12 protein-coding genes and 1 pseudogene are annotated in these 11,873 nt (G+C 60.5%); 2 read left to right on the plus strand and 11 right to left on the minus strand.

The window, feature by feature from the left end; genetic code table 11:
* Position 1 precedes the first annotated feature (1 nt).
* Positions 2-484, minus strand: coding sequence for a GNAT family N-acetyltransferase (locus tag AB7M32_RS24325; protein ID WP_060741250.1), 483 nt, complete (start codon positions 482-484; stop codon positions 2-4).
* A 190-nt stretch (positions 485-674) separates the two neighbouring features.
* Here AB7M32_RS24325 and AB7M32_RS24330 point away from each other — a divergent pair, with 190 nt between their 5' ends.
* Positions 675-1,019 (plus strand): hypothetical protein, encoded by a 345-nt coding sequence (locus tag AB7M32_RS24330; RefSeq protein WP_454251627.1) that lies wholly within the window; start codon positions 675-677, stop codon positions 1,017-1,019.
* 36 nt (positions 1,020-1,055) lie between these two features.
* Positions 1,056-1,436 (plus strand): Rho termination factor N-terminal domain-containing protein, encoded by a 381-nt coding sequence (locus AB7M32_RS24335; protein WP_454251628.1) that lies wholly within the window; start codon positions 1,056-1,058, stop codon positions 1,434-1,436.
* A gap of 509 nt (positions 1,437-1,945) precedes the next feature.
* Here AB7M32_RS24335 and araH read toward each other — a convergent pair.
* The 10 genes and pseudogenes from araH to AB7M32_RS24385 all read right to left on the minus strand — a co-directional run bounded on the left by araH (position 1,946) and on the right by AB7M32_RS24385 (position 11,707).
* Complete coding sequence (gene araH / locus AB7M32_RS24340) at positions 1,946-2,914, minus strand: L-arabinose ABC transporter permease AraH (RefSeq protein ID WP_025214842.1); 969 nt, start codon at positions 2,912-2,914, stop codon at positions 1,946-1,948.
* Between the two features lie 10 nt (positions 2,915-2,924).
* Positions 2,925-4,470: pseudogene (araG, locus tag AB7M32_RS24345) on the minus strand (L-arabinose ABC transporter ATP-binding protein AraG).
* A gap of 75 nt (positions 4,471-4,545) precedes the next feature.
* Positions 4,546-5,550: a substrate-binding domain-containing protein gene (locus tag AB7M32_RS24350; protein WP_025214844.1), complete on the minus strand. Its 1,005-nt coding sequence runs from the start codon at positions 5,548-5,550 to the stop codon at positions 4,546-4,548.
* Positions 5,551-5,724: 174 nt separating this feature from the next.
* A complete protein-coding gene (locus AB7M32_RS24355; RefSeq protein WP_060741244.1) occupies positions 5,725-6,543 on the minus strand; it encodes an SDR family oxidoreductase in 819 nt (272 codons plus the stop codon).
* Positions 6,544-6,779: 236 nt separating this feature from the next.
* Entirely contained in the window at positions 6,780-7,655 is an 876-nt protein-coding gene (locus AB7M32_RS24360; protein WP_454251629.1) for an SMP-30/gluconolactonase/LRE family protein, read from the minus strand.
* A complete protein-coding gene (locus tag AB7M32_RS24365; RefSeq protein WP_060741242.1) occupies positions 7,652-8,398 on the minus strand; it encodes a FadR/GntR family transcriptional regulator in 747 nt (248 codons plus the stop codon). The genes AB7M32_RS24360 and AB7M32_RS24365 overlap by 4 nt, the downstream gene beginning before the upstream one ends.
* Before the next feature lie 293 nt (positions 8,399-8,691).
* Complete coding sequence (locus AB7M32_RS24370; RefSeq protein ID WP_454251630.1) at positions 8,692-9,252, minus strand: DUF1285 domain-containing protein; 561 nt, start codon at positions 9,250-9,252, stop codon at positions 8,692-8,694.
* A 15-nt stretch (positions 9,253-9,267) separates the two neighbouring features.
* Complete coding sequence (locus AB7M32_RS24375; protein WP_072406309.1) at positions 9,268-9,873, minus strand: DUF4823 domain-containing protein; 606 nt, start codon at positions 9,871-9,873, stop codon at positions 9,268-9,270.
* Positions 9,874-9,943: 70 nt separating this feature from the next.
* On the minus strand, positions 9,944-10,912 hold the full coding sequence (locus AB7M32_RS24380) for a GTP 3',8-cyclase MoaA (RefSeq protein WP_072406311.1): 969 nt from the start codon (positions 10,910-10,912) through the stop codon (positions 9,944-9,946).
* A gap of 156 nt (positions 10,913-11,068) precedes the next feature.
* A complete protein-coding gene (locus tag AB7M32_RS24385; protein WP_060741238.1) occupies positions 11,069-11,707 on the minus strand; it encodes a TetR/AcrR family transcriptional regulator in 639 nt (212 codons plus the stop codon).
* Positions 11,708-11,873 lie beyond the last annotated feature (166 nt).

The raw sequence follows: 11,873 nt of genomic DNA on the forward strand, positions 1-11,873 counted from the left end.
CTCAGTGGCCGTTAGCGAAATCCCGTAGCACCTTGCCGTCCATTCGGTAGCGCACCCATTCTTCCTGGGGTTGCGCACCGAGGGATTTGTAGAACTCGATGGCCGGCGTGTTCCAGTCCAGCACGCTCCATTCGAAGCGACCGCAATCGTTGTCGCAGGCGATCTTCGCCAGGTGGCGCAACAGCGTCTTGCCCGCCCCGCCACCGCGCTGCTCCGGTGTGATGTACAGGTCTTCGAGGTACAGGCAGTTGCTGCCCAGCCAGGTGGAATAACTGAAGAAAAACACCGCGAAACCAATCGGCACGCCATCACGCAGGCAGATCAGCCCGTGGGCGGTCGCGCCTTCGCTGAACAGGCTGCGCTCGATGTCGGCCACACTGGCGATGACTTCGTGGCGGGCCTTTTCGTAATCGGCCAACTCGGTGATGAAGGCAAGGATTTGAGGCGCATCGCTGGGTTGCGCAGGACGGATCTCGATCGACATGAACAGGCCTTGTAGCCAATTGAAAGCGCCATACTAAGCCGCTGCGCGGCGCTCGTCACATACCGATCCAACTATTTGATCGCGGACGCGAGCTTGTTTCAAAAAGTGCCATTCGTCGCGCCCAAGGCACCAACCCCAAGCCACCACGGCCCAAGATCAGGTAAGCATTCTGAAAAATGGAGGCGACACCATGATCACTTCAAGGCTGACTGCATTCACACTCGCCACGCTGCTGTCTTCGGTGGCTTTCGCGGCTTCCACTTCCGGCACCGGCCCCACCGACCCGGTACAGGCACCCAATTCTCCAGCCACGCAAGGCCTGCCCAAGTTGAACACCGACGGCACCGGCGGCAGTCTGAACAACGGCCAGCCACCTGCCACCGGCACCGATCCCCGCGTGCAGGGTAATGACATGGGACGCCAGGGCGGCATGAATACGCCTGACTCCACCGCTCCTGACAACGCCGAGACCGGCGTGGGTTCGAAAACCACTACCGGTGGCTCGGGCTCCGAAGGTGGCGCTGCCAGCCAGTAAGCAGCCTCTGCTCAGACACTTGAGGAGGAAAATTCCATGCCTCGTGGAAGCAAAGACAAATATACCGCCGAGCAAAAACGCAAGGCCGAGCACATTGAAAAGAGTTACGAGAAAAAAGGCGTGTCGCAGAACGAAGCCGAAGCACGGGCCTGGGCGACGGTGAACAAGCAGTCCGGTGGCGGCGAACGTTCCGGTGGTTCGGGAAAGACTAAACCGGCTGTGGAAAAGAAAACCGACCGCAAGGAATCGGCCCGCCGCGCCACCAAGACCCGCGAAGGCCACCCGCGCAGCAGCAAGGCCTCCCATGGGACCCAGACGGTGGACAGCCTGATGAAAGAGGCCCGGGCGAAAAACATTCCCGGACGGTCGAAGATGCGCAAGCAGGAGTTGGTCGAAGCGTTGCGCAAAGCGGGGTGATTGTTGGCGTCAGGGAGGACGCTATCGCGAGCAAGCTCGCTCCCACATAGGTTTGGCGGTGTGTCGCGATGTTGTGCCGGACACAAAAACCTGTGGGAGCGAGCTTGCTCGCGAAAGCGGTGGGTCAGCCTGCATCAATGCTGAATGGACCATCGCCTTCCGGGCAGCCCGCTCCCACATAGGTTTGGCGGTGTGTCGCGATGTTGTGCCGGACACAAAAACCTGTGGGAGCGAGCTTGCTCGCGAAAGCGGTGGGTCAGCTTGCATCAATGCTGATGGACCACCGCCTTCGCGGGCAAGCCCGCTCCCACATAGGTTTGGCGGTGTGTCGCGATGTTGTGCCGGACACAAAAACCTGTGGGAGCGAGCTTGCTCGCGAAAGCGGTGGGTCAGCTCGCATCAATGCTGATGGACCACCGCCTTCGCGGGCAAGCCCGCTCCCACATTGTTGTGCCTGCACCCGGTCAAAAAACCGGGCTTTCCCGTTGGCAGCCCGGCCGACGCAAGCTTCAGCGCTGTTTCAAGCGGTCGATCACCACCGCCAGCAACAGGATCGAGCCGCGGATGACGTATTGGTAGAAGGTGTCAATGTTCTTCAGGTTCATCGCGTTTTCGATGATCGCCAAAATCAGCACGCCCGCAATGACATGGCGAATCATCCCGATGCCACCGCTCAACGACACCCCACCCAGCACGCACGCCGAGATCACGGTCAATTCGAAGCCCTGGCCGATCATCGGCTGGCCCGAGGTCATGCGCGACGCCAGGATGACCCCGGCCAACGCGCCGATCAAGCCATGCACCGCGAAGATGATGATCTTGGTGCGGTCGACGTTCACCCCCGCCAACAACGCCGCTTCCTGGTTACCACCGATGGCCATGGTGTTGCGCCCGTAGGTGGTGTAGTTCAGTAGCCAGCCGAAAAACAGGAAGCAGACGATGGTGATCAGGATCGGCACCGGCACGCCGAACAGTTGACCGTTGCCGAACACGAAGAACGATTCCTGCGAGACACCCACCGCTTTGCCGTTGGCGAAGATGTAGGCCAGGCCGCGGACGATCTGCATGGTCGCCAGTGTGGTAATCAACGCATTGACCCGCAGCTTGGCGATGACGATGCCGTTGATCAGGCCGACGATCAACCCCATCGCCAGCGCCGCGCTGACGCCGAGGAACACGCTGTTGGTGTCGCGCATCACTACCGCCGCGACCACGCCGGCACAGGCAATCACCGAACCGACCGATAAGTCGAAGTGCCCGGACGCCAGGCAGTACAACATGGTGCACGCGGCGATGCCGGTGGTGGAAATCGCCAGGCCCAGGCCGCGCATGTTCAACGGCGACAGGAAGTTGTCGATCATCAAGGTGCAGAGCACGAAGATACCGATGGCCGCCAGCAGCATGACCCAGTCATCCAGGAAACGGCGCAGGTCCAGGGGTTTGCGTGCCGTTGGCAGTGCATTGTTTTGAATGGTCATGATTTACCTCTCAGTTCGCCGCGTCGGCAACGCGTTGGCGCGGCAGCGCCAGTTGCAGCAGGTTGGATTCGTTGGCCTGGTCACGCGACAGCTCGCCGCGCATGGCCCCTTCGCAAAGCACCAGGATTCGGTCGGAAATGCCCATCACTTCCATCAGGTCGCTGGACACCACAATCACCGCGATGCCGTCGGCCGCCAGGTTGTGGATAATCTGGTAGATCTCCGCCTTGGCGCCGATATCGATGCCACGGGTCGGTTCGTCCAGCAGCAGGACTTTCATCGGCATCGACAGCCAGCGACCGAGAATCGCCTTCTGCTGATTGCCGCCGGACAGGTACATGATTTTCTGGCTGGCCGCCGGGGTCTTCACCTTCAGCGACTTGATCTGCTTGTCGGCATTGCCCCGCTCCCAGTCGCCGCGCAGCAGGCAGCCGAGCGCGGAATGGGCCGGACGGGCACTGATGTTGATGTTCTCGCCCACGCTGCCCAGCGGGATGATGCCTTCCTTCTTGCGATCTTCCGGGCACAGCAGCACGCCGGCGGCAATGGCATCCCGGGGCGAACGCAGTTTCAATTCCTTGCCATGCAGCACGAGGCTTCCCTCGCTCTGGCGCTCCAGGCCACTGAGCAAGCGAAACAGCTCGGTACGACCGGCACCGACCAGCCCGAACAAGCCAAGGATTTCACCCTTGTGCACCTGGAAACTCACCGGCTCGCGCAAGCCCCGGCCCCAGCAGGCCCTTCACCTGCAGCGCCACGTCGCCGCGCTCCCGAGGGCGGTAATCATAGATGTCCTGGATATCGCGACCGACCATGCATGTGACCAACTGATCGTGGGTCAGCTCGCTCATGTTTTCGAAGGTCCGGACATAACGACCGTCCTTGAATACCGTCACCGCGTTACAGATACGGAACACTTCTTCCATGCGGTGGCTGACGTACAGCACCACTTTGCCCTCGTCGCGCAAGCGAGCGATGATCGCCATCAAACGGTCGATTTCCCGCGCCGACAGGCTACTGGTGGGTTCGTCGAAGGCAATGACGTGGGCGCCACGGGACAAAGCCTTGGCGATTTCCACCAATTGGCGCTGGCCGAGGGACAGGCGACCGACTTTTTCCTGCGGGTCGATTTCGTCGGCCAGGCCTTTGAGCAGCGTCAACGCCTGCTGGCGCAGTACGCCACGGTTGACCAGGCCGAAACGCGCCGGCAAATGGCCGAGAAACAAGTTTTCAGCGACTGTCATTTCCGGCACCAGGTGCAGTTCCTGGTGAATCACCGCCACCCCGCTGGCGATGCTGTCGGCGGTGCCTTTGAAGGCCATCGTCTGTTCGCCGATCTGCAGGTCACCGCTGCTCGGGATATAGGCACCACCGAGGATTTTCAGCAACGTGGACTTGCCCGCGCCGTTCTCGCCCATCAAGGCATGCACCTGCCCCGGATGCGCGACGAAACTGATATTGGCCAGCGCCTGCACACCGGGAAAGGATTTGCCGATCCCGTTGAACCGCAAGCTGCCGCCGATGTTGTGTTGCCGTGTCGCTGTTTGCGCTTGCATAACCACCTCGAACTTACAGAGATCAAGCGACCCCGCCACTCATGTGGCCAGGGCCGCTTTTGAATCAACCGACCGTCAGTTCCACAGGCCGATCTTTTCCAGCTCCTGCTTAAAGTTCTCCCGGGTGATCAGCGTCACCTCGTCCATGGCGGTGTACTTCGGCGGTTCCTTGCCGGTGGTGATCCACTCGTACATCATCTCGGCGGTCTTGTAGCCTTCGATGTGCGGGCTTGGCAGCATCGAACCGAAGAAGCCGCTTTTCGGTTTCTTCAGCTCACCGATGGCGTCGGTGCCGTTGATGCCGATGCCGATCACGTTGTCGGCCTTGAACCCGGCCGCTTCGGTGGCGCGCACGCCGCCCAGCACGGTGTTGTCGTTCATGCCGCCGATGATCAGGTTTTTCGCGGCGCTTGGCAGCTTCACCAACGCCGAGTTGGTGGAGTCCATGCTTCCGGGTACGTCGAGGGTCTTGAGCGCCGAATAAAGGATATGGTCTTCGGGCATCCCGGCCTTCTTCAAGGCATCGACCGAACCGTCGGTGCGCTTCTTGCCGGTGTCCAGCTCGTTGAAGGTGTTGATCACCGCGTAGGTATCTTTCCACTCCCAGTTGCGTTTTTTCGCTTCAGCGGCCATGGCGGCGCCCTGCTTCTGGCCCACCTCGAACGCGGCCATGCCCAGGTACGGCACGTCTTCCATGAACTTGCCGCTGGCATCGACGAACCGATCGTCCACGGCAATCACCTTGAGATCGTTGAGCTTGGCCTTGGCCATGATGGCCGGGCCGAGGGACACGTCCGGCGGGCAGATCACAAAGCCCTTGGCACCGTTGGCGGCCAGGCTGTCGATGGCCGAGAGGGTCTTCTCGCCGTCAGGCACGGCGATCTTGATCAACTCGAAGCCTTTGTCCTTGCTCGCCTTCTCGGCGAACGCCCATTCGGTCTGGAACCAAGGCTCCTCGGCCTGTTTGACCAGAAAACCGATTTTCACGGGATCGGCCGCCAGCAAGCTGCTGCTGAGGCTGACCGCGGTTACCGCCAGGGCGGCGCGACACAGGGAACGGATCCCACGACGATGATTCATAGTTGACTCCTTGTTTTTTTTATTGAAAGCCAAACGTCCAGGGTCTGCTCCACCGACGGTGGAAGTGCGCAGGCTGGGCGGTTACATCAAGTTGCTACACAGCATAGGCCTAAATAGTCATATCGTATGATGATTGGATTACAGGCGAAGTTTCCCACTGCAATCCAGGAATATTCAGTCGTGGTACATGACCGAACGTCCTCCATCGATGGTGATGCATGAGGCATTGATAAACGGTGCTTCGTCACTGGCCAGGAACACGGCCGTCATTGCCACTTCGATCGGTTGCCCGACGCGCCGTGGCGGGTGCAGATCCAGCGCACGCTGGCGTTCGGCATGGGGATCGGCAAAGCCGTTCCAGTAGTCGACGTTCAGTTGGGTTTCGATGTAACCCGGGGCGATGGCATTGACGCGTACCCCTTTGGGCGCATATTCGATGCCCAGGGCGCGGGTCAGGCCGAGCAGGCCGTGCTTGGCCACCGGGTAAGGGAAACAGCCGGGAATGATGTGGGACGAATGGACGGAGGCAATGTTGATGATGCTGCCCACGCCCTGCTCGATCATCTGTGGCAGCACCGCCTTGCAACCGTACCAGGCGCCATCCAGGTCGATGGCGAAGCAGCGGCGCCAGTCTTCTTCGGTCATTTCCAGCGGGTCACGGAAGACATTCACACCCGCGCAGTTGACCAACACATCGATGCGGCCGTGCAGCTCGACGGCACGACGGGCCATGGCCTGCAAATCCTGCTGCTTCGACACATCGGCCTGCAGTGCGTGCACATCGGCGCCGCGTTCACGCCAATGGGCGGCCACCGCCTCGACCTTCTGCGCCTGGATATCACTGATCACCAGCCGGGCCTGTTGCGAAGCGAATGCCGCGACGATGGCTTCGCCAATGCCTTGGGCGGCGCCAGTCAACAGCACAACCTTATCCTTCAGGCGTTCGCCCTTGGGGGGCTCCGGCACGGGTGGCAAGACCAAGGGCTCAGCCATGGCTCAAGGCTCCTGTGCCCAGGCACGACGAAAACCGGGCAACCACGGATGACCGGCGCGAAGGCGCTTGAAAGAACAGTGGCCGGCGTACGCCACCGGGGCGTACGGGGAAAGATCGTTGCATCACTTCACCTGTTTTGTTTTTTTAGTGTGAGTGCGTATTGCCGATGGAGCCGACTATAAACCCGGCCCCCAAACAATCTCAATATATATATTTACATCCCATATTATGGGATTCAGCCAGCAAACCTTGTACAGGTCGTACCAGGCACGTCGACACGCATCGACAGCACGGCACCGTCCAGCGGATGACCCAATGGGCTCGCCGCGCTGGTGATGTACAACGTCTTGAGGTCTTCACCGCCGAATACACAACTGGTCGGACGGCTGACGGGCAATTCGATCACCCGATCAACCTGCCCGTCCGGGGTCAGCCGCAACAGGCAACTGCCGTCCCAGCGAGCGTTCCAGATATGCCCTTGGGCATCCATCGCCGAACCATCCGGACCGCCACGCGGGTGCGGGCCGAACCAGACCTCGGCAGGCGCCAGGTTGCCTTCCGGGTAAATAAAGTGCCGATACAACGTGCCATCCAGGCTGTCGCCGAAATACACCGTGGTGCCATCGGGGCTCCAGAGCAAGGTGTTCGGGATGCCCAGCCCGCGCAACAGGGGCAAGACCCGGCCATCACTCCCGACGCGAAACAGCCCGCCGGACCGATGCTCGATCGGCAAGTCCTCGCCTTCGGCACCGATGTTGTTCTGCATCGTGCCGAGCCAGAGTTGACCCAGGGGGTCGCAACGGGCTTCGTTGGCGCGATTGCCTGGTTGGGGGTCGGCCATGCACAGCAGTGTCAGACGCGGTTCCAGGCCCGGCGAATCAAGATCGAGACGGTAGACGCCACTGCTCAGGGTCACCAGCGCGTCACCACTTTGGGTCGGTATAAAGGCGGAGACATGCTCGGGCATCTGCCAGATCTCCACATTGGCACCGATCAGCCGCAGGGCCTGCTTGCCGGCGATATCGACCCAATACAACGCTTGGGTCGGCGCATCCCAGAACGGCCCTTCGCCCAATTTCGCCCGGTGCTCCGTCACAGCCGTCCACTTCATTGAAACCTCCCGTTCCCGACTTGCCCGGCGGCGTCTGTTCGACCCGCCATGACATTGGGGTAAAAGCGTTTGATCGCCAGGTCAGCGTTATCGATCAGGGTCATGCAGGCCCAGACGCCCCGCGCCGCGTCACGGGCGGCGATGGCGTCGGCGATGTCCTTGTGGATGGGCAAGGTGCGGCGCAGCTCATCCGGGTCGGCCGCCGACACCTCGAATGACACCGCCAGCAGCGCCCCCAGGGCCGGGACCATTTGTTCGATGAATTGATTATGGCTGGCAGCCAGAATGCACTCGTGGAAAAACTGGTCTGCGCGGTTGTAATCGGCGCCGCTGTCCACCGCCCGTTCCAGCGCATGGTAGGCCAGGCGGATCGCCTGCACCTGATCGGCAGTGGCCCGCTCGCAGGCCCAGCGCACCGCCATCGGCTCGATGGTACGGCGCAGATCCAGCAAGTCATCGACGAAGTTTTCCGGCAGGCCGCTGCGTGACAGCCAGCCCACCACTTGGGGGTCGAACAGGTTCCAGCGGCGCACCGGCAACACCCGCGTGCCGACTTTCGGCCCGACTTCCAGCATCCCTTTAGCCACCAGGGTCTTGATCGCCTCGCGAATCACCGTGCGACTGACGCCCAGTTGCTCGCCCAAGTCCGCTTCGACCTTGATGGTTTGCCCAGGCTTGACCTGGCCGGCGGCTATCCAGCCCCCCAGCCAATCGACGGTCGATGCATGAAAACTGCTGGACATGAAAACCCCGCGGGCCACTCTTATTGGAGGCCCACGCTAATCATCATACGATTGGGTGTCAATTTTAATTTTACTTGGCCTCTGTGGGAGCGAGCTTGCTCGCGAAAGCGGTGGGTCAGTCAAGAAGATGCTGGATGTGCCGACGCCTTCGCGAGCAAGCTCGCTCCCACAGGGTTTGGTGGCGTAAACAGATATTGCAGCCCCCCCCAAAATTCACTGTGGGAGCGAGCTTGCTCGCGATAGCGGACGTCCAGCCCACACAGATACTGGTTCAACCATCGCTCCACAAGGGCTCAGGGTTCCAGGCCGATCGGGAAGAACACGCCGCCGCTCCACACGCCCAACCAGCGCTGCCCGTCGATCTCGCGACCGACCGCCAGCTCCACCAATTGGTAGAACACATTGCGATGGACCAGCGCTTCGAGGTTGCTGCGCACATGCACATAGGGCGCCGGTTCCTGGGTCTGGGGATCGATCACCACCCGCAGCGGATGCTCGGCGCCAGCCTCAGTGGTTTCCTCGACATTGGTGGTGAAGCGCAACAACTGCCCTTCCCCCTGCCCTTCAACCTCAAGGGTCACGGCCACGAACGGCGCGTCATCGACCTTGATGCCAACTTTTTCCACAGGGGTAATCAGGAAGTAATCATCGCCGTCGCGACGGATGATGGTGGAGAACAGCTTGACCATCGGTTTTCGCCCGATGGGCGTGCCCAAGTAGTACCAGGTACCGTCCCGGGCGATGCGCATGTCGATGTCGCCGCAGAAATCCGGGTTCCACAAGTGGACCGGCGGCAGGCCTTTGGTCTTGGGGATCTGCCCCAGCAAGTCATTGGCTTTTTGCGGTCCGCTCATGGTGACTCCTTGTGATTACTCGTCGCTCATCCCCAGCAGGCTGCGGGCATATTCACGCAACGGTGTGGCGATGAGATCTTGGGGCTGCTTGTCGTGCAACGTCAGTAAACCGCCACGACTCTTGATTCGTGCAGTATCAATCAAATACTGGGTACTGGTCTCGATCAACATGATTTGAATCACGCTGGTATCGACACCGAGGCGATCCACGGCTTCTTCATCCAGCCATTCGTCGGAGTTGCCGATGCGGTTATCGGCCTTGGCGAAGCGGGTGTACAACAGGTAATGGGCACCCGCGGCACGGGCTTCGCCCATGGCCTGGTCGAGGCCTTCGGGAACACGGGCGCGACGGACCATGGGGAAATATTCGATGAAACCATTGAAGGCTTCTTCGGCCACCACGTTGGGACGCGGATAGGCACTGCCCGGCGGAGCGAAGGCGCCCTGGGCGATGTAGATGAACGAGTCGGGCTGAATACGCAGATTGTTCACACGACGGCTGTCGCTATGGTCCAGCAGGCCGGCGTCGCTCATGTGATAACGAACGCCCTCTCCCATGTCGCTGACATTCATGCAACCGCCAAGCACCAAAACGGCCAGCAGCAAAACCAGGCTACGCATCCTACCCTCCAGAAACCGGTGTCGGAAAACCGGCGAATGGCCAGTGGATGCAGCTTTTGCGCCAGCTCGGTCAGCCGCCGATGATCTTCATGATGGTCGCACCACCGGAGAACGCCACTTCCTGCTTATCTCCCAAGGCCTTGACCAGCAATCGCTGAAGAGCGGGCAACGCCTGGTGACGCGGTTTGTCCAGAAGATCGCCGACAAAGTGACGGTTGCTGGAGGACAAGCAGCCATGCAACCACCCAGTAGAGGACAGCCGCAGGCGCGAGCAGGTCCGACAGAAAGGCACGCTTTCATTGGCTATCACGCCGAAATACCCCAACCCCGGGATTTCATAGCGCACCGCCGTGGCATCCACCGGCGCGTCGGCTTGCAGGTATTCGTACTGGTCGCCGATCAGGCTGAGCAGTTGCTGGAGGCTGACGAACTGCTGCAGGAAGGCGTTGGAGTCGCTGGCCAGGTGGCCCATGCGCATCAACTCGATGAAACGCAACTCATAACCACGTTCCAGGCAGTACTCGAGCAATGGCATCACCTGGTCCAGGTTCTGCCCGCGCAACGGCACCATGTTGACCTTGATCTTCAATCCGGCGGCCCGAGCCTGTTCCATGCCGTCGAGTACGGTCGCCAGGTCGCCGCCACGGGCGATGCTGCGAAATGCAACGGGGTCCAGGGTGTCGAGGGAAACGTTGATGCGACGAATACCGGCGTCCACCAGCAAGGGCAGTTTTTTCGCCAGCAACTGGCCATTGGTGGTCAGGCTGATGTCTTCCAGGCCCATCTGCCCTACAGCCGTCATGAAACGCTCGAGCTTGGGGCTGACCAGCGGCTCGCCCCCCGTGATGCGCAGCCGCTCGATACCGGCGGCCTCGATCAAATAGGCCACGCCGCGCGCCATGGCGTCGGCCGACAATTCATCCTGCGCAGCCACCAACCGCTTGCCATCAGGCACGCAATAGGTACAGGCGTAATTGCAGGCTGAGGTCAGGCTGATCCGCAAATTACGGAAACGCCTGCCTTGACGGTCAACGATCATGAATCACTCCGGCACAAGAAAAATCGGACTCGCGATAATTGACCTGGAAATCAAGATTTCGCAAGACCCAAGCCTGAGTATATTACTGGGGCACTGCGCCATGTAAGCGGACATGGCGCAATAAGGCAGCTGAATGTCTTGTTGCCTTGCGGCCAGTCAGTTGCTCGGGACGTCGGTGTCGCGCTTGCGCTTGTTGCCCATGCGCACGCCGATGTCCATCAGGAACTGGAAGAAACCTTCCTGGTCTTCCAGCACGTTGCTCCAGAACGGCGAGTGATACAGCGCCACCGCGCCATGCACCAACGCCCAGGCAGCGCAATAGTGGAAATAAGGCGGCACGTCCTCGAGCTTGCCCTCGCTGATCCGGCCCTTGATCAGCAGGGTCAGGCGTTCGAAGTTCGAGGCGCGGATCTTGTGTAGCTCCTCGACCATCTCCGGCACCTGGTTGCCCTTGACCACCTTCTCTTCCAAACGGTCGAACAAGCGGTAGCGCTGCGGGTCGCGCATGCGGAACTCGAAGTAGGCCCGGGACAGGGCCTCCTTGTCCTTGTCCACATCGGCCGAATGCAACAGCTCGTTCAAATCGCGCTCGTAGTCGAGCATCAGGCGCAGGTAGATCTCCGCCTTGGATTTGAAATGTTTATAAATCGTGCCTTTGCCGATACCCACGGCATCCGCAATCATCTCGACGGTGACGCTGTCTTCACCCTGATCGAGGAACAACTTGAGCGCGGTGTCGAGAATTTCCTGCTCGCGGCGGCGAAACTCACGGACCTTACGGGGTTCTTTGTGCATAAGAAAAAGGTCTGAAGGGTCAAAATTCGAAGCCGGGTATTATGCCTAACTTACGCAAAAATGCACGGATCATCCGTTCTCGGCCACTGTTCTTCACAAAACCGTACACACCCGGCTCGCCGTTTCCCGCAGCCATGTGCCGCGCTGGCGAGCTTTGGCGGCAGTG

It is taken from the genome of Pseudomonas sp. R151218B TE3479 (assembly GCF_053629195.1).

Excerpts from the sequence above, each read along its gene's own strand:
- araH (WP_025214842.1), bottom strand. The coding sequence starts at position 2,914 with ATGACCATTCAAAACAATGCACTGCCAACGGCACGCAAACCCCTGGAC.
- AB7M32_RS24350 (WP_025214844.1), bottom strand. The coding sequence starts at position 5,550 with ATGAATCATCGTCGTGGGATCCGTTCCCTGTGTCGCGCCGCCCTGGCG.
- AB7M32_RS24335 (WP_454251628.1), top strand. The coding sequence starts at position 1,056 with ATGCCTCGTGGAAGCAAAGACAAATATACCGCCGAGCAAAAACGCAAG.
- AB7M32_RS24325 (WP_060741250.1), bottom strand. The coding sequence starts at position 484 with ATGTCGATCGAGATCCGTCCTGCGCAACCCAGCGATGCGCCTCAAATC.
- AB7M32_RS24385 (WP_060741238.1), bottom strand. The coding sequence starts at position 11,707 with ATGCACAAAGAACCCCGTAAGGTCCGTGAGTTTCGCCGCCGCGAGCAG.
- AB7M32_RS24375 (WP_072406309.1), bottom strand. The coding sequence starts at position 9,873 with ATGCGTAGCCTGGTTTTGCTGCTGGCCGTTTTGGTGCTTGGCGGTTGC.
- AB7M32_RS24360 (WP_454251629.1), bottom strand. The coding sequence starts at position 7,655 with ATGAAGTGGACGGCTGTGACGGAGCACCGGGCGAAATTGGGCGAAGGG.
- AB7M32_RS24365 (WP_060741242.1), bottom strand. The coding sequence starts at position 8,398 with ATGTCCAGCAGTTTTCATGCATCGACCGTCGATTGGCTGGGGGGCTGG.
- AB7M32_RS24355 (WP_060741244.1), bottom strand. The coding sequence starts at position 6,543 with ATGGCTGAGCCCTTGGTCTTGCCACCCGTGCCGGAGCCCCCCAAGGGC.
- AB7M32_RS24380 (WP_072406311.1), bottom strand. The coding sequence starts at position 10,912 with ATGATCGTTGACCGTCAAGGCAGGCGTTTCCGTAATTTGCGGATCAGC.
- AB7M32_RS24370 (WP_454251630.1), bottom strand. The coding sequence starts at position 9,252 with ATGAGCGGACCGCAAAAAGCCAATGACTTGCTGGGGCAGATCCCCAAG.
- AB7M32_RS24330 (WP_454251627.1), top strand. The coding sequence starts at position 675 with ATGATCACTTCAAGGCTGACTGCATTCACACTCGCCACGCTGCTGTCT.